Raw genomic sequence first — 18,271 nt, forward strand, 5'->3', positions numbered from 1 at the left:
GGGGTCGCAGGAGGAAGCGCTTCCCTTCTGAGCGTAGAGTCCGCCGCCGGCGTTCTTGGCTTCGTTGTCTGTGATCGTCGTGTCCCAAAGATTGAGATAGTTCATTGAGTCACAGTAGAAGGACTTGAACGCTCCCAGCAGACCCGAGCCGATAATGCCTGCCGCAGGATTTGCGGTTGTCACAACGCCCATAAGCGTTTCGGCTGCCGTGAACAGACCGTCGGTGACTTCGCTGTTTTGTTCTGCCTGCAAACAGATGGACTGAGTGGTCACAGCGCTTGCCGCCGTTACCGACATTGCCGATGCCGCCGATAAAATAATCGCGCCTGTCATAATGGAGGCTAACAGTCTTTTGATCCTGGTGTTGTTCTTCATCATTGTGATCGCTCCTTTGCTTTCGAAATTTGTTTTGGCTGTGCTTTTGTTTGATAATGTATTTGTTCTTTTCATGTTGATCTCTCCTTTAAGGGTGTTTCTCTTTGTTGTGTCTATAGCATAGCAAACCGACTACACCAAAAGTACAACAAAATCTGTTGTTTTTTAAAAATAATTGAAATAATTTTTTAATTATAGTAAAATTGCCTTAAGGAAGTGAAGAAATGGAAAAATCATCGCGGCTTCGTCGTTTGTGGGGCAAATATAAATGGATAATACCGGCAAGCTTTATCGCCTCGCTGGTTTTCAGCTTGACGGCAATAGCATTGTGCCGTGTGCGCGGTTTTGACGGAATGGAGAGCTATGCCGTATTCAACATCGGCGCGGATATTGTGAGCCTGTGCATATGTACGGTGCTGCTGTACAGCCTTGCGCAGGACAAGGACGGCTTCAGCGCATACACCGTCACCTTTGCTATGCTGATATTTTTCACCGCCGCACTGCTGTTTTCGGACGCGGCGTGGTGGGTTGTGGAGGGCATTTCCGGGCTGCGGCTCTGGAACCTTCTGATCAATGTTTTCCGGTTCATCGTTACCACCATGCTGATATTCTATTTCTGGCGGTATGTTGTCACAGCGCTGCGGCTCGACGGTGCGTACAGGCGCATTGCCGATATCATAATGAATATACTGCTTGTTCCTGCGGTTCTCGCCTGCTTTGCGAATCTGTTTGTGCCGCTGTATTTCAGCATTTCCGACGATGGCGTCTATTTCCGCGAGCCGCTGTTTTTGTGGAGCCAGCTATATTTCGGAATCGGTCTTGTCATTGCGACGATCGGCTTTTTTGTGTCCGAGGTTCCCGTAAAGGACAGACTGATCACCGCGTCATTTGTGCTGATACCCGTGTTCAACCAGATCATCACCCTCTACTCCTTTGAGCTTTCAACCGAATACTGCGCCATGCTGATTTCGATCGTGCTGGTGTTCGGCGTGCTGGTGACAAAGCGCGAAAAGGAGCATATCGCCATGGAAAAGGAACTTTACGAGGCAAGGGTAAATGTAATGGTCAGCCAGATCCAGCCGCATTTTATGTACAACGCGCTTACGTCGATCGCCATGATGTGCCGGATAGATCCCGACACCGCTCAGGAGGCTACGGTGACATTTGCGAAGTATCTGCGCGGCAATATGGATTCGCTCAGGCAGAGCTCGCCGGTCGCGTTTGAACAGGAGCTTGAACACCTCAAAAAATATCTGTATATCGAAAAGCTGCGGTTCGGCGATATGCTGAACATCGAGTATGACATCACAGCGACGGATTTCCGTCTGCCGCTTCTCAGTATTCAGCCGCTTGTGGAAAACGCCGTAAAGCACGGCGTCGGCATGGCGGAGGACGGCGGCACCGTGAAGATCTCCACCCGCGAAACCGAAACCGCTTTTGAGGTGATTATTTCCGACGACGGACTGGGCTTTGACGTTTCGGCGCCCATAAAGGACGACGGGCGCACGCACGTGGGAATGGATAATACAAAGCGCCGCATAAAAGAGATGTGCGGCGGTGAGATAAAAATTGAAAGCGCCGTGGGAAAGGGCACGACAGCCACGGTGATTTTGCCGAAGGAGGGACAAAACTTTGAGGATACTGTGTCTTGATGATGAGCCGCTCGCTCTGAAAATGCTGCAGCTCGCGGTTGAAAAAGCTAAGCCGGAGGCGGAGATCCTGACCTTTTCCAAGCAAAGGGAGCTGATTGCCGAGGCGGAAAGCGGCGGCTGCGACGTTGCTTTTCTCGATATCCATATGCGCGGAATGACGGGCGTTGAGGTGGCGAAAACGCTTAAGGGCATCAACCCTAAAATGAATATCATCTTTGTCACGGGCTTTTCGGAGTACAAGGGCGACGCGATGGATATGAAAGCGTCGGGATATATCATGAAGCCTGTCACGGCGGCGGAGGTCAAAGCGGAGCTGGAGGATCTGCGCTTTCCCGTAATTCCCCGTAAAAACGCGCTTCTTCGGGTTCAGTGCTTCGGTAACTTTGACGTTTTTACCCCTGACGGAAGCCATGTTCACTTTGAAAGGAGCCGTTCAAAGGAGATTTTCGCCTATCTGGTTCACCGCCGAGGAAGCTCCTGCTCTACAAGAGAAATCGCCGCGGCACTTTTTGAGGACGAGCCCTACGGCAAAAATCAGCAGAGCTATCTTCAAACGCTGATTGCGGCGATGAACAAAAGCCTTAAAAAGGTCGGCGCGGGAGACGCGATCGTAAAAAGCTACAACGCCCTTGCGGTCGACGTCGACAAGCTCGACTGTGATTACTACCGCTTTCGGGAGCTAGACGCGGGCGCGGTAAATGCCTATCAGAACGAATATATGAGCCAGTATTACTGGGGTGATTTTCTGTATGATGATTACGGCGGCTATGACGAATAATCTGCCTTTGCGCAGTATGGAGAATCAGGCGATGACAGCTCTGAAAAATGCGCTGCTTACCTGCGAAGCATAATTTATTTGCGAATAATCATACAGAAGTATTTGACTTTTTGCTCAAATACTTTTTGCTCAAATATTGATAAAATATAATGGGGTAGGGTTTTAGTTAAAAAAGGCTTAGTCCGAAATGAAATAAGTAAAGGAGGATAATATGAAGCGCAATATTTCAATTTGGCTTGCATTGAGTATCGTTGTTACCTTAGTTGTTTTCTCGTTGGTATTTGTGAAAGCAGCTTCAGTCAATCAGACGGATGTGCAGGCGTACTCAGGCAAATCGTTCGACGATGCTGAAGTGGGGGCTTCCGTGCCTCCGGAGTATAAATATGATCCGATCGAATCGATTTACGTCCGCGATGACGGCAAAGACCCCCACTTATTAGAGGGCGGGTCTGCGAAAATGACAAAGGTGTCGGATAAATTGTATCAGTATACCTTCAAAGACCTGACTCCCAACAAAAAGTACAAATTCCACTTCTGCGTAAATGATAATTTTTACGATCAATTTGCCAGGGGGTCTGATACTACCGACTATGGTTTTGATCGCGCGACTCCGGTATTTCGATATCCCCCAGGTTTTACCCCGCCGTCAATTGAGCTGAATCTTGTAGAACCAAACATTACAGTACCGCCGGACGGGTATTCGTATGACGCTACCGTTAGCCTGGATCTTAAATACTATGATGAGGAAGATCCCGGCAACGTAAACGGATACGGGGAGTACACAATTACGCTGGAGCGCAAGTATCGTATCAAAGACGAGACCGATTGGAACACCTTCTGCAGCCGCCTGGGTGATAATGATACGTATAACCGCTTCTCGGGCGAGACCGTCTATCTCGAGAATGACATCACCGTCAGCCAACAGGCGGGCTTACAGCAAGCACGACTTCTGCGGTATTTTTGACGGACAGGGACATACGCTGACTTTCAACTACAACGGCAGCGGCAGCGACGAATTTGTCGCCCCGTTCCGCTATGTCAGCGTCACCAAGCCTGCCGACAGTTCGGAGGATGATCCGGACGTTCCCGTCACCATCAAAAACCTCAATGTCAAGAGCACTATCAGGGGCAGCGGCAAACACGCTGCAGGACTGATCGGTCAGTGCTGGGGTGAAGTGAACGTTGAAAACTGTACGATGGATATTGACATTGATACCAATAAGGAATATGCCGCGGGATATGTCGGCAAGATCAATAACGGAACGTTCAACATTTCCGGCTGCACCGTCGACGGTACCATCAAAACCTCAGCGAAGTTCGCGGCAGGATTTGTGGCAGAGACAAGCGGCGTATGTAATCTCACAGACTGCCTCTGCAGTGTGACGATTGACAGCAGCGTAGAAGGCGACGGCACACACGGCGGCTTTATCGGTGTCCAGAGCAAGAACGGCGGCAATATCACGCTGGAAGGCTGCGCCTTTATCGGAAGTCTCCTCGGAGCTGATACGAACAACTGCGGCGGCTTTGTCGGCTGGCGTACCAAACAAATCACTATCTCCGACAGTATTTTTGCGCCTGAATCGGTAACTGTCAGCGGCACCGGCAGCGCCGTGTTTGCCCGAAGCATTGCTTCTGTTAACAACAGCTACTACTTCTGTGCGCTCGGCGAGGATTCCGACAATCAGGGAAAGCTGGGATACTCTGTCACCGCCGGAGAGAACGTCACCCTTGCTCTCAGCGGCGAAGAGACTCAATACAAAGTAAGCGGTATCACGGCTTGCAAAAACAACAGCGGCTTGCAGTACAACGGTACCTGATACGCGGGCGAGGAAGATGAAGTATCGCTCACACTTAGCCACCCGGATACTCCGGAAGGCTATATCTTCAGCGGATATAAGGCAAGCGCGGGTGCCCTCAATGAAGGCGTTCTCACAATGCCCGCCGAGAATGTAACGATCAGCGGAGGATTTGAATATGCCGACGGCGTAGGCACAAGGCTTGTCGGTCGTTCAATCTCGGTTGAAGGCGACGTCGGCGTAAACTTCTATATGGAGATTGATCCCGAAATCGCGGCAAGCGAAACTGCGTATATACAGTTCACCATTCCCACAGGCGACAAGACCGAAACCGAGACGATTCCGGTGAGTGAAGCCGAACGGAAGGACGGCTGTTACGTGTTCCAGTGCGATGTCGCGGCAAAGGAAATGACGTCAGAGATCAAGGCGCAGATCATTGACCCCGAAAGCGGCAAGTCGGGCGCCGTTTACACCTATTCCGTCAAGGAATACGCGGATGCTCTGCTCTCGCACGCGGAAGGCAATTGGAAATTCACAAAGGTTGCTCCGCTGGTAAAATCAATGCTGAACTACGGCACAGCCGCGCAGAATTATTTTGACAGGAACACCAAAAAGCCCGCAAACGCGGACTTGTCCGATGAGGATCGGACGCTCGGCGAGATCACTAATCAACTGGACGCGTGGGAAAACTATAAGGATATCAGGGGTATCGTTCAGCTGGTACACGGCAAAAATGAGCACAAAGGGCGTTATATCGCTTTTATGCGTTTTCTCGCATCCAACGGCTTTTTGACGATCATCAACGACCACCGCGGACACGGCGAAAGTATTATCGACCCATAGGACAGAGGTTATTTTTATCAGGGCGGCACCGCCGCGCTGGTGGAGGATCTGCACGAGATCACGCTGGACATCAAAAATTACGCGGCTCAACATTGCGGCAGAAGCGACTTTCCGGTCACCCTGCTGGGTCACAGCAGGGGCGCGCTTGCGGCGCGCTGCTACATCAGAAAATATGACGCGGATATCAGCAAGCTCTGCCTGACAGGTTCACAGGTTCTCCGTCGCGCTCCGACAATATCAAAAAAGGTCTGCGCGTCTTGAAGCTGTTAAAGGCGATCGAAGGCAAACGTTCACGCTCTCCGCTCGCCAAAAAGCTCATCATGGGTGTTTCCTATGAGAGAAAGTACAGATACGAGGGGTTGAGAAACGCCCAGACAAACTCCGAACGTGAAGCCGTCATCGAGCATAACAACGACCCGCTGTGCCGCTTCAACTTCACCCTGAACGGCTATGAGGAGATGCTCAGAATGGCGATGCTCGCGTATACGTGCGGTTACACCCCTCAAAATCCCGATATGCCCGTGAGGTTTTTCTCCGTTGAGGACGACCCATGCGCCTTGTCCCGCCGAAAATTCGTGGAAGCGATGCGGCTGATGAAAAACATCGGATACACCGACGTGCGCTGTCGGCTGTACAAGGGCATGCGCCACGATATCCTTCACGAAAAAGAGAAGCTGCGCGTGTATAACGATATTCTACGGTTTATCGAATCGGACAATAACAAATAATACAACAAGCTCCCCTGAACCTGAGCGATGCACAGGCAGGGGAGTTTTCACGCGGCAGCACGGATTATCCCGAACAGCACCTTCGTTTTGTCACCGTATAATAACTGACAATATTTACAAATCATAAAAAATGAATTTCTCCAAACACTACTAATGCGGCGACAAATTGCGAAGGCAATCCGCCGCTTGAGATAGATAGAAATAAGGAGAAAAAACCATGTCAAACAATAATAATCAGATCAACGTACCCGAGGCAAAGGAAGCCATGAACCGTTTCAAGATGGAGTGCGCCAACGAAGTCGGCGTAAACCTCAAGCAGGGCTACAACGGCGACCTCTCTTCAAGAGAAGCAGGTTCCGTCGGCGGTCAGATGGTAAACGTCATGTGGCATGTACGACAAACAGATTTTATGCGGAGTTCGTCGGCTTCAAGGGAGCAAATCGGGCGTGTTGTGTATACATACGGCTTGGCGGTATAACCTCGACAGAGTTTCATAAAATATAAAAAAGGAGAGCAACATCGGCTCTCCTTTTTTGAATTACCCAAACAATATAAAATATCTTACCGAATTGATATCTTACAAATTACCGAAAAAATAATCAACAGATTACCGAAAACCATTGACAATAAGAGTTGCTTGGGTATAATTGAAATTAGAAAACCACTTGCAAAAAGAGGATGTAGTTATGAAATATTATAAGCCGAGAATTGCCGATAAGCTATTAAAGAATAAGCTGGAAGGGAAAGGCGCCGTGTTGGTGGAAGGCGCTAAATGGTGTGGGAAAACCACGACCTGCGAACAAATCGCCAAAACCAAACTGTATTTGTCTGACCCTGAAAAGCAATCGCAATACCGCACGATGGCGGATATCAACCCTAAGCGTTTGTTGCAGGGAAAAACGCCGTTGCTGTTAGATGAATGGCAGTTAGCGCCCAAGCTATGGGATGCGATCCGTTTTGAGGTAGATCACAGAGAACATCTCGGACAGTTCATACTGACCGGCTCCGCTGTTCCCGCATCTTTTGATGAGATCCATCACACAGGTACGGGCAGAGTTGCGTGGGTAAAAATGAGACCGATGTCACTGTTTGAATCAGGTGATTCCTCGGGTGAGATCAGTCTGGGCGAATTATTTCAATCACCAAAAGAGATTTTCGGTCTGAATCTTTTGAATATGGATCAACTCGCTTTTGTCATTTGCCGCGGAGGTTGGCCTCAAGCAACGAAGCTCAGCGGCGAGGTCGCCTTGGAGCAGGCTTTTGATTATTACGACTCGGTTGTGCAGTCGGATATCAGCCGTGCGGACAATGTTTCCCGCAATCCGGAAAGGGTAAAACGGCTGATGCGCTCTTATGCGCGCAACCAGGGAACTCAGGCTTCCGCTGAACTAATGCGACAGGACGTCAAAGCGAATGACAGCGCCGATTTTGACTTGGATACCGTGTATTCCTATCTTGGAGCATTAAATAAAATCTTTGTCATTGAGGACGTACATGCGTGGAATCCAAATCTGCGCTCAAAAACAGCCATCAGAACATCTGATACGCGATACTTTGTTGATCCTTCTGTCGCAACGGCTGCGCTTGGATTGGGACCAAATGATTTGATCAATGATTTGAAAACCTTTGGCTTGCTATTAGAAACGCTCTGTATTCGTGATCTGCGTGTGTTTGCCGATGCGTTGAAGGGCGAAGTATACCATTACCGTGACAGCAGAGGATTGGAATGTGACGCAGTCGTTCATCTTCGCAACGGTTCTTACGGTTTGGTTGAAATTAAGCTGGGCGGTGATATGCTGATTGAAGAAGGCGTCAAAACGCTGAATGCCTTGGAAGCCGGTATTGATACGGATAAAATGAAGGCGCCTTCCTTCAAAATGGTTTTGACCGGTATCGGTGACTATGCGTACCGCCGTCCGGATGGAATCTATGTTGTTCCCATCGGATGTCTTAAGGATTAGCAGGAGATTTCGACATGAATGAAATAGAAATCATTGCCAGAGCGCAGATGTATCTGGAAAAGCTCGCCAACGGTGTGAATCCGCTGACGGACGAAGAAGTCGCAGAAAATGATGTTGTCAATAATGTGAGAATATCAAGGTGTCTGTATTATGTGACAGGAATTTTGAAGCAAATCACCACAACAGGTTCTTTTGAAATACAAAAGTCAGAATTTTCCTTATCAGCACAGCAGCTTGAAAGGTTTGCGTATTCACAAACGCCTTTGACAGTATCGGAAATCACCAAACGTCTCAATGAATTGGTGAATCCGTTGCAATGTTCCACGCTGAAAAACGGCGTTATCACGGAATGGCTGACTGAAATCGGAATGCTGACAAATGTTATTATCAATAACAAATCCAAAAAGCGCGTGACAGATAACGGCAGGAGTGTCGGTATTATCTCAGAGCAACGTGTGAATCAACAGGGAAGCACGTATGAAGCTATTTCGTATAATCTTAATGCCCAGCACTTTATTGTTGACAATATCCATTCTATTATCGAATTGAACAGAAAGAAAGCAACTAAAGCTGACGAAAAACGTGATGAGTGATCCGACATTGTTTGACTGATAAATAACAAAACCTTCCATTTCTCGTAAGATTTGCCAACTTTTAACGTCATATGTTCCGTGCGGCAAACAGAATACAGCCGCTCAAAATGGGATAACCGGGAGCAGATTGAGAGGGTTACATACGTTTACGGAATTGCGCTATAAAGCAACGGCTGCAGCATTTTTGATTGTTGCAGCCGTTCTCGTATGGACAAAACAATTTGGGTATGTTATAATCAAACTATCAAAGTGAAAGGAGTGTTCCTATGTGCTCAAAAAGTGAATTGCAAATTATCCTGACCGAGATCGCAAAGACAGCGAAAGAGACCTTCGGCGAGCAGCTTGATTCGGTTATTCTCTACGGCTCCTATGCGCGCGGCGATTACACATCTGATTCGGATGTAGATATCATGATCTTGGTGCGTGGAATAGCTCCCGAGGAACTGTGGAAGTACAGATCGTCAATAACCTCAAAATCATCTGAATTGGGGCTGGAATATGATCTTTTGATTGTTCCGCTGATCAAGGACGCAGAAACCTTCAATAAGTATATGAACGTATTACCTTTCTATCAAAATGTACATGAGGAGGGTATCCGCATTGGAGCATGAATACAAAATAGAGCTATCAAAAAGGCGAATAGAGCTTGCTCACGAAAGAATGAATACAGCCGGAATACTTTTAGATGCCGGGGATTATAAATCTGTGGCAAACAGGCTTTATTATGCGATCTTTTCCGCGATGAGAGCTGTGCTCGCTTTAGATGGTTTTGACTCCAAAAAGCATTCCGGAATCATCGCCCGATTCAGACAAAGCTACATCAAAACCGGAACATTCAGCACGGAAATGTCCAAGATAATTGATGACTTGGAGGTTATCAGAGAAGACAGCGATTACGATGATTTCTATATCATCTCAAAAGAAGATGTCATGTTACAATATCAAAGAGCCGAATTCTTTGTCAGCGAGGTTGAAAGATATTTGCAAGTACAATATAGCCAAACATAGCATAGCTGCGCCTATAATCAACAGGCGCGGCTGAATTTTTTAGGTTGCAAAAATTAGAGAACAAAGTTAGGAATACCCCAATGAATAAAACAGCTATTATCAACGGAAAAGAATACAGTTTCATAAAAACCGTTACCGATATTACAACCGACAGGACAGCTGTGCTCTGCGAGGACGAGCACGGCTGTCCGTTTGTTTGTGACATAGATATTTGGCAAAGCCATACGGTGAAGCCCATATCGGAGTTCAACAAATACGCTTCGCCCGACGAAAAGATCGCGCTTTTCAAGTCCCTGTTCATCGGCAGAGAGGATGTCTACGCCAAACGCTTTTACAACACAAAAACCGGTAACAGTGGCTATGTCCCCGCCTGCGCCAACGAGTGGGTGCAGGGCGTTTGCGATAAGAAGGCGTACAAGTGCGCGGCTTGTCCCAACAAGAGTTTTATTGCTGTGAACAGCCGCGCGATATACAATCACCTGAAGGGCGACGACGCGTTTTGCCGCGACGTCATCGGCACCTATGTGATGCTCCCGGACGAAACGACAAGATTCCTCGCGATTGATTTTGACGAGGAAAGCTGGCAGGAGGACGTCACGGCAGTCAGAACCGTTTGCCGTCAGTATGACATTCCCGCAGCCGTCGAGCGTTCGCGCTCGGGCAACGGTGCTCACGTTTGGCTTTTCTTTGATGAACCTGTTGCGGCTGCAACCGCTCGAAAGCTCGGCAGCGCGATCCTGACAAAAGCGATGGAGGAACGCCACGAGATCAAGCTCAACTCCTATGACAGAATGTTTCCCAATCAGGATACCATGCCGAAAGGCGGATTCGGCAACCTGATCGCGCTTCCTCTGCAAGGCAAGGCGAGAAAAGGGCACAACAGCGAGTTTATGGACGAGAATTTTCAGTCATACTTAGACCAATGGGAATATCTTTATCGAATAAAAAAGATAACCCCTTTGGATGTCGACCGTTATCTTGCCACACTGCATATTCAAAATGAGTTGGGTGAATTGGCAGCCGAGGACGAAAAGCCTTGGGAGAGAAAAGCGGATCATCCGGTGACGGCTTTTGATTTTCCGGCTGTTGTTAATGTCGTGGAAGCGAATCTGTTATACATCGAAAAGTCGGGAATCTCACAAAAAGCCTTGAACAAAATCAAACGCCTGGCGGCATTCAAAAATCCGGATTTCTACAAAAGTCAGGCGATGCGCCTGCCCGTGTATAACAAGCCTCGGGTAATCGATACATCGGAGGAAACAGAGCAGTATCTCTGCATTCCGCGCGGCTGTAAGGAAAGCCTGACGGATTTGATCACGTCGGCAAATTCCGCGATTCAATTTGACGATAAGCGTAACAGCGGCGATCCGATCCGCCTTCACTTTAACGGAAAGCTCAGAGAGGAACAGCAAGCGGCGGCTGACGAAATGCTCCTGCATGAAAACGGCATTTTATCCGCGACAACCGCCTTTGGCAAAACTGTTGTCGCCTCCTATCTCATAGCCGCGCGAAAAGTCAACACCTTGATTCTGGTGCACTCCTCTGCCCTATTGCAACAGTGGCAGAAATCCCTCTCGGAGTTTTTGCCCTTTGAGGATGAACTGCCCGAGCCGCCCAAGACGCGCGGCAGAAAACGAAAGCTCTCGCATATCGGTCAGCTCGGCGCGACGAAAAACACGCTCAATCACATCGTCGATATCGCGATCATGCAGTCTGTTGTCAGCGGAGACGAGGTCAGGGATTTTGTCAAAAACTACGGCATGGTCATCGTTGACGAGTGCCATCATGTTTCCGCATTTACCTTTGAGAAGATCCTGCGTGAAGTCAACGCGAAATATGTTTACGGTCTGACCGCGACACCCAAACGGCAGGACGGTCACCAGCCGATCATCACGATGCAGTGCGGTCCGATCCGCTATCAGGTGGACGCGCTCGCGCAGTCGGTCAAGAGGGATTTTTCCCATTTTGTGATTCCGGAGTTCACCGATTTCCGCGTCGCGGAAGCAGGCTTGAAATATCAGGACATTTGCGCAAAACTCTGCGCTGATGAAGCCCGCAACCGCCGGATCATCAACGATGTTATTCGGGCGTATCAAGATGGCAAAAATTGCATCGTACTGACCGAGCGAACGGAACACGCGGAGGTTCTGTTTAACTCTATTGAAGCCAAATGCAGCAACGTGTTTCTCCTCAGCGGCAAAGACAAGGCGAAAGAAAAACGCGAAAAGCTCGAAGCGATCAAAGCCGTTCCGCGGGCGGAAAACATGGTGATTGTCGCAACGGGCAAGTATGTCGGTGAGGGTTTTGACGAGCCGCGGCTCGACACACTGTTTCTCGCTATGCCGATCTCATGGAAAGGAACGCTCGCGCAATACGTCGGCAGATTGCACCGTAATTACGAGGGAAAAACCGAGGCGACAGTCCACGATTACGCCGATATTTTCGTCCCCATGCTCGACAGGATGTACCACAAGCGGATCCGCGGTTACGCGGAGCTTGGCTATGTCATGAACGGCTCCGATAAAGCGGAAACAAGCCTTGTCTATGACAGCGGCAACTTCTTCAATAAGTATTCCGACGATATCAACAGCGCGGTCAAAGAAGTTGTTATTTCCGCACCGACGATAAAAATGAGCTACCTGAAGCGCTTCCTGCCACTGCTCCCCGAAAGTGTCCACCTGACAATCATCACTGCCCCGATAGAAGAACTTGACCAACCGGAAAACGTACGCTTCATTTTCCAAGAAAAAGTCCGCCAAACCTACACTGTCATCGACAACCAAATCGTCTGGTACGGCAATGTCAATCCGCTATCCTATAACCGCACAGAATCATCGGTACTGCGCCTGATCAACGCCTCGCTCGCGGGAAAACTTCTAAATGAGGCAATTGGCAACCCGACATTGTTCGACAAAGCCTAACCAACATCTCCCTGTCTCGTCAGATTCTTCCATGCCAAACGTCATCTGTCCCGTACGACAGACAGAAATCCTCAGGAATAATCGGACATGTGAGGAGCATTTGGAAAGAGTAATTTATACATACGGGTTGGCGGTGTAGCATCTTATAGAATTAAATCCCGAGGAATCTTCGGAATTTTTTGTCTTTCTCAATAATTATACTTGATTTTATTATACTTTGTGGTATAATATGCTTATAAGCTTTTACCGAGGTGAAAAGAGATGCGGGAATTTGTCAACAGAGAGAACGAAAAACAATTTTTGGAAAAGGAGTTTCTAAAGAATGCAGCTTCGATGATAATCATTTACGGTCGGAGAAGAATCGGAAAAACTGCGCTGCTCAAGGAATTTATCAAAGGCAAAGAAGCACTGTTTTTTCTGGCAACGGAGGAAAGCGAAGCCGAAAACAGAAACGCTTTCAAAAATGCGGTTGCCGGGTATATTCATAACCCTTTACTCAGTCAAACCAATATCGACGACTGGCAGACGCTGTTTGAATTGATCTTCAAAGACAGACCGGATGCGCGAAAGCTGATCATAATCGATGAATTCCAGTATATCGGAAAGTCCAATCACGCGTTTATCTCGGTACTGCAAAAGATTTGGGACACCATGCTCAGTGATAAAAACGTGATGCTGATCCTGTGCGGTTCGCTTGTCCATATGATGTATGCACAAACGTTGTCATATGACAGTCCCCTATATGGCAGACGGACCGGACAGATCAAAATGAAGCAGATCGCGTTTCGCTATTATCACCGGTTCTTTCGGGATTTGAACGAAAGACAACTCATTGAGTCTTACGCCGTTACAGGCGGTGTGCCGAAATATATTGAGTCGTTTGAGCCGTACTCAGATATTTATACAGCCGTCGAAAACTGCGTTTTGTCGCGGGAGAGCTACTTGTATGAGGAACCGAACTTCCTGTTAGAGAAAGAGGTGCAGGATGTCGGAAGCTATTTCTCCATTATCAAAACGATCGCGGCGGGAAAGGAGAAGCCCGGAGAGATCGCCGCGGCATTGAGTGTCGCGCAAACGAATCTGCCAAAGTACCTTGGGGTTCTGATCGATTTGGATATTCTGGAACGCGAGGTTCCCGTAACGGAAAGCAAGCCCGAAAAAAGCAAGATGGGGCTGTACCGGATCAAGGATAACTACATCCGGTTTTGGTTCCGGTTTATCTTTCCGTACCGTTCCTATATCGAAATGGACAACACGGATTTTGTCATGAAGAAAATCCGGGAGGGATTTGTGCCGAATCATGCGGCATTTGTATATGAGGATATATGCCGCAAAGAGTATATGACAGATTTGGTGACTAAAGAAACATGGGATTTTGTTCCCTCAAAAATCGGCAGATGGTGGGATCGTTCGGATACGGAAATCGATATTGTCGCCATTGACGAGCATACGGATAACGTCATTTTCGGTGAATGCAAGTTTACAAGCAGCCCAATAGATGTGGATGTGTATTATCATTTGTTGGAAAAGATCAAAAAGGTCGACTGGAGAAAGCTGACCAGAAAAGAACATTTCGTCTTTTTCAGCTTCAACGGTTATACCGAAAAAATGGTAAAGCTGGCAGAGGAGAGAAAAAATATCGTATTATATGAATGAGGGTCAAGATGAATAACTGGAAGCAAATGTTTACATCGAAGATACTGGATCGCGGATATGCGTATTACACGGATGGTTTGGTGGAGGATTTATTCCGTGATGGGGATACGATTACCGCCGTCGTAAACGGAACCGAGGACTACGAGGTGGCAATCATTTTTGACGGAAACGAGATTGAAGAACTGTTTTGTACCTGCCCTTACGCCGAGGATGGTTTTTACTGCAAGCATATGGCGGCGGTGTTGTATGAGTTGGAGGATACGAAAGAGGTTCCCGTCAAGAATAATTCTGCAAATCAAGATATTACCGAAATGGTAAACAGTGCCGATGAACAGTATGTGCGCGATTTTCTCGCAAATATCTTAAAGGAAAACGAGCTGATCTGTCAGCGATTTATGATGATGCTTCCGAATCAGCGGAAGCGTTCTGTCAAAGATTACAAGGCATTTGTTGATGCGATCATCCGTTCTCATACCAACCACAGCGGCTATGTCGAGTACCGTGACGCAGAGGCGATGATTGATGAATTATTAGATATTGTCTATGATCTCGACCTCTTGATCAAAGACGGAAGAGCGCTTGACGCATTTGAAATATCGCTTTATATTTTGCAGGAAACACAGGGGACCGATCCGGAACACGAGGATGTCTATTTGCTGTATGATCATCTGGCAGAGTATTGGTACAAAATAGCTGAAACCGCGACAGCGGAAGAAAAGAATATCATTTTTGAAAGACTTTTTAACGGCATTAATCACAGGCTGTATCCGGACGAATATATCAGGACTTTTTTGTTCCATGCTTTTCGCGAACCGAGATATTTGCCGAAGCTGTTTGAAACGCTGGATAGTGAAATTGAATCTGTAAAACATGACAGGTACCAATACGGAAATATGGTTCTCCGCAAACTCAATTTGATGTCGGAAACAGGAACGGATTTTACGATAATTGAAAAAACGTGTCGGGAATATTGGGATAGTGATTCGGCGCGCCAATGGCTGGCAAAACATTACGAACTGCGCGGACAAATTCAGGATGCCATTCAGGTATATGAGGAGGGTATTCAGCTCGATCGTGAATATCGGGGGCTTGTCAATCAATACCGTGATAAGCTGTTGAGACTCTATCAGCAGATCGGCAATGATGAAAAATATATGGAATACCTTTGGCTGTTGGTTACAGATGGTGAAAAAGAATACTATCGGGAGCTGAAAAGTCATTATACGGATGAAGAATGGCAGTGTGAACGCGAGAAAGTGTTTCAATGCTATTTCTCTCTCGCGTTAGCGGATATGTACTGCGAAGAAAAGCTCTATGACAGGTTATGGGAGCTTTTGAAAGAAAAGGATTTACAGATGATATTGGGATATGAAGACGTGCTGCTGCCGAAATATGCATCGGAGATTTTGACGAAATACAGATACAGCCTAAACAGAGCGGCGACGCAGGCAAGCAACAGAAGCACCTATCAGGAATGGGTGCGGCTGCTGAAGCGCATGGAGAAAATCGACGGCGGAAAGGAACTTGCACAGCAAATCGCAAACGAATGGCGTGTCAAATACAGAAACCGCCGCGCCATGATGGAGGAATTGAGTAAGCTGTAAAGAATGAATGTCGGTTTGTTTTAATCATCACCGAGGGGATCAGCAACATCGGAATGGTACCGACCGACATTTCTCCCTATGCGTATAGAAGAGAAGACAGTGTATATGTTGCTCCCATAATCGGCATTCCAACATTGTACGACAAAGCATGACCAACATCTCCCTGTTTCGTCAGATTCTTCCATGCCAAACGTCATGTGCCACGTACGACAAACAGATTTTATGCGGAGTTCGTGGTGTGAGAGGGGACAGGTTGAGAGGATTACATATCAATACGCGTTGGCGGTATAAGAAAACAGCGATGCAGAGAAAATCTTCTGTGTCGCTGTTTTTCCTTGACAATTCGAGAATATAAGTATATAATAAAATAAATAATACTATTATTGAAAATATAATATATGGTGATGCTATGAAACCCAATAAGAAAGAAATTATTGAAAAACTAAAACAGTTAGACAGTGATATGGCTTTGATTGATTCAACTGATGATTTGTATACTTGTGTAATTGTTGGCGGCAGCGCGTTGGTTTTGATGGATAAGATTTATCGTTCCACGCATGATATTGATTCTATCGCTTCAAGCGAAAAGATCCAGCCTTTGCTGGAAGCATATAATATCAATATGAATGTAAAAGCGTATCTCACCAATTTTCCGGACGACTATCGTGAGCGGTTAGTTCCTGTTGAAATTGCGACGAAGAAAGTAAAGTTCTATACTGTTTCAACAGAAGACTTGGTGGTTTCAAAGTTGTGCGCAAGCAGGGATAAGGATTTTGAAGATATTGAAACGAAAGAAGTAACGGAAAACTTGGACTGGAAGTTGATGGATAGATTGATTGAAGATGTTTGTTACGGAATGCTGAATGAGTATGATGAAAACCATTTGCGGATGAGATACGAAAATTATAAGGAGCGATTTATTTGAGAGAGTTGACTTTTAAGGGATATTTGCAACAGCAACTATGTGAGCTTTCCAGTTGTAACAGCAAGTCATTATACAAATTTGCCCGGCTTGCGGAAAGAAATGCAAGATTAAAGAGTGTGTTGTGTTTGTACCTTGTAAACTTTGTTCCGGATAATTTGAAAAAGCAGTTATGCAAAAGATTTTCTTATGTTGCCATAGAATGTGAACGTTTGAGCGGCGTGCCGCTTGAGCAGCTCTGTGGATCGCTGAGCGAATATGCTACTATCTACGAGAACTACTTGAGTCACAAGAATACAAAAGCCAATGAAGATAAAATCAAAGCGTTAATGCAGAAAAGAATTGTTGAGTTGCAGAAAGAGAAAGGCATCACGAATTACCGTATTTATAAATCGCTTGATTTGAATCCCGGTAATGTCAACGCTTTTTTGAAAAACGGAGATGTCAGCAAAATAGGGTTAAATACGGCCCGAAAAATACTTGTATTCGTAAATGAGCATCCTTTGAATATATACAAGAGCGCATGATACGGTATAATCAAACATCCAGCCTATGAGTGACCCGACATTGTTTGACTGATAAATAACAAAATCTTCCATTTCTCATAAGATTTTCCAACTTTCAACGTAATGTGGCGCGTACGACAAGCTGAAATCATCAGGAATAATCAGACTTGTTATGAGCACGCGGAGAGGGTGATTTATACATACGGATTGGCAGTGTAATGTTTGAATAACCTCATCAATAAGCCATTATTATCCTTACAAATAGATATCGCTCAGGGGAAAGAAACGCAAGACTGTCCCCTGAGTTTTTAGCTGTTCAATTCTTTTTTCATAGAAGATGAAAAAATCCTATTCAGCGGTATTGATTTTCTTATCATAAGGATACTCTTATAATATCTTAGCATAACAATCTCTCATCTCGATATATTTCTTTTTGTAGAAAAAATTCGGTAAAAGTACCGTGTTTTCAATCAATGGACTCTGAATAACAGGAGAATCATACTCGTAGGTACTCAGGTCAAATGATTGCTACTATGATTGAATCTCACGATAATCGACAGATATCTACTTACCAATTTTCAGAACCATAAACTTCTTATTCAATAGCTGCCAATGTCGATATCCGGCATTGATTTGTTTAATTGATAAACATATATTGTCATATTTCTTAAATTATTTATCTCAAATGTATTAAATATTCTATCTCAGATATCTTAAATTAATTTAGTGGAATCTATTAAAATATCTTTACACGGATAGTATAACGCGTTATAATGGATATGATATAAACCATGGAGGATGCTATGGAAAAAAAGGATTATAAAAAGAGAATCGTAGATGGTCTTCTTGATCTCAAGCTGGAGTCATTCGGCGCAACACTGATCAAAGGTCCCAAAGGATGCGGCAAGACAACCTCTGCCAAACAAAA

Annotated in this window: 17 protein-coding genes and 1 pseudogene; 17 read left to right on the forward strand and 1 reads right to left on the reverse strand. The window is 46.3% G+C overall.

The window, feature by feature from the left end:
• Window positions 1-450 (reverse strand): hypothetical protein (locus tag JKK62_RS06660; RefSeq protein WP_201427238.1); only part of this gene is annotated, 450 nt, incomplete at its 3' end.
• A gap of 149 nt (window positions 451-599) precedes the next feature.
• Here JKK62_RS06660 and JKK62_RS06665 point away from each other — a divergent pair.
• The 17 genes and pseudogenes from JKK62_RS06665 (at window position 600) to JKK62_RS06745 (ending at window position 17,364) form a co-directional block, all read left to right on the forward strand.
• Window positions 600-2,027 carry a sensor histidine kinase gene (locus tag JKK62_RS06665; protein WP_201427239.1) on the forward strand — a complete coding sequence of 476 codons (1,428 nt, stop codon included), beginning with the start codon at window positions 600-602 and terminating at the stop codon, window positions 2,025-2,027.
• Window positions 2,008-2,805: a response regulator gene (locus JKK62_RS06670; RefSeq protein WP_201427240.1), complete on the forward strand. Its 798-nt coding sequence runs from the start codon at window positions 2,008-2,010 to the stop codon at window positions 2,803-2,805. The genes JKK62_RS06665 and JKK62_RS06670 overlap by 20 nt, the downstream gene beginning before the upstream one ends.
• A gap of 211 nt (window positions 2,806-3,016) precedes the next feature.
• On the forward strand, window positions 3,017-3,769 hold the full coding sequence (locus tag JKK62_RS06675) for a hypothetical protein (RefSeq protein ID WP_201427241.1): 753 nt from the start codon (window positions 3,017-3,019) through the stop codon (window positions 3,767-3,769).
• The gene (locus tag JKK62_RS06680) at window positions 3,708-4,622 is read left to right on the forward strand and encodes a hypothetical protein (protein ID WP_201427242.1); all 915 of its coding nucleotides are present in this window, start codon (window positions 3,708-3,710) and stop codon (window positions 4,620-4,622) included. Before JKK62_RS06675 ends, JKK62_RS06680 begins: the two co-directional genes overlap by 62 nt.
• Window positions 4,623-4,739: 117 nt before the next feature.
• Window positions 4,740-5,444, forward strand: coding sequence for a serine aminopeptidase domain-containing protein (locus JKK62_RS18115; RefSeq protein ID WP_201427243.1), 705 nt, complete (start codon window positions 4,740-4,742; stop codon window positions 5,442-5,444).
• Between the two features lie 39 nt (window positions 5,445-5,483).
• A complete protein-coding gene (locus JKK62_RS18120) occupies window positions 5,484-5,705 on the forward strand; it encodes an alpha/beta fold hydrolase domain-containing protein (RefSeq protein ID WP_201427244.1) in 222 nt (73 codons plus the stop codon).
• Window positions 5,702-6,172, forward strand: coding sequence for an alpha/beta hydrolase (locus JKK62_RS17760; protein WP_201427245.1), 471 nt, complete (start codon window positions 5,702-5,704; stop codon window positions 6,170-6,172). The genes JKK62_RS18120 and JKK62_RS17760 overlap by 4 nt, the downstream gene beginning before the upstream one ends.
• Before the next feature lie 217 nt (window positions 6,173-6,389).
• Window positions 6,390-6,557, forward strand: a pseudogene (locus JKK62_RS17465) (alpha/beta-type small acid-soluble spore protein); the annotation flags it as partial.
• A gap of 262 nt (window positions 6,558-6,819) precedes the next feature.
• Window positions 6,820-8,133, forward strand: coding sequence for an ATP-binding protein (locus JKK62_RS06705; protein ID WP_366503124.1), 1,314 nt, complete (start codon window positions 6,820-6,822; stop codon window positions 8,131-8,133).
• A gap of 14 nt (window positions 8,134-8,147) precedes the next feature.
• Entirely contained in the window at window positions 8,148-8,726 is a 579-nt protein-coding gene (locus JKK62_RS06710) for a hypothetical protein (RefSeq protein ID WP_201427247.1), read from the forward strand.
• A 266-nt stretch (window positions 8,727-8,992) separates the two neighbouring features.
• Entirely contained in the window at window positions 8,993-9,337 is a 345-nt protein-coding gene (locus JKK62_RS06715) for a nucleotidyltransferase domain-containing protein (protein ID WP_201427248.1), read from the forward strand.
• The gene (locus JKK62_RS06720) at window positions 9,327-9,734 is read left to right on the forward strand and encodes a HEPN domain-containing protein (RefSeq protein ID WP_201427249.1); all 408 of its coding nucleotides are present in this window, start codon (window positions 9,327-9,329) and stop codon (window positions 9,732-9,734) included. The genes JKK62_RS06715 and JKK62_RS06720 overlap by 11 nt, the downstream gene beginning before the upstream one ends.
• A gap of 80 nt (window positions 9,735-9,814) precedes the next feature.
• Window positions 9,815-12,655, forward strand: coding sequence for a TOTE conflict system archaeo-eukaryotic primase domain-containing protein (locus JKK62_RS06725; protein WP_201427250.1), 2,841 nt, complete (start codon window positions 9,815-9,817; stop codon window positions 12,653-12,655).
• A gap of 261 nt (window positions 12,656-12,916) precedes the next feature.
• On the forward strand, window positions 12,917-14,311 hold the full coding sequence (locus JKK62_RS06730) for an ATP-binding protein (protein WP_201427251.1): 1,395 nt from the start codon (window positions 12,917-12,919) through the stop codon (window positions 14,309-14,311).
• Window positions 14,312-14,319: 8 nt separating this feature from the next.
• Window positions 14,320-15,915 carry an SWIM zinc finger family protein gene (locus tag JKK62_RS06735; protein WP_201427252.1) on the forward strand — a complete coding sequence of 532 codons (1,596 nt, stop codon included), beginning with the start codon at window positions 14,320-14,322 and terminating at the stop codon, window positions 15,913-15,915.
• Window positions 15,916-16,324: 409 nt separating this feature from the next.
• The gene (locus tag JKK62_RS06740) at window positions 16,325-16,840 is read left to right on the forward strand and encodes a DUF6036 family nucleotidyltransferase (protein WP_201427253.1); all 516 of its coding nucleotides are present in this window, start codon (window positions 16,325-16,327) and stop codon (window positions 16,838-16,840) included.
• Entirely contained in the window at window positions 16,837-17,364 is a 528-nt protein-coding gene (locus tag JKK62_RS06745; protein WP_201427254.1) for a transcriptional regulator, read from the forward strand. Before JKK62_RS06740 ends, JKK62_RS06745 begins: the two co-directional genes overlap by 4 nt.
• Window positions 17,365-18,271 lie beyond the last annotated feature (907 nt).

This window comes from Ruminococcus difficilis, assembly GCF_016680995.1.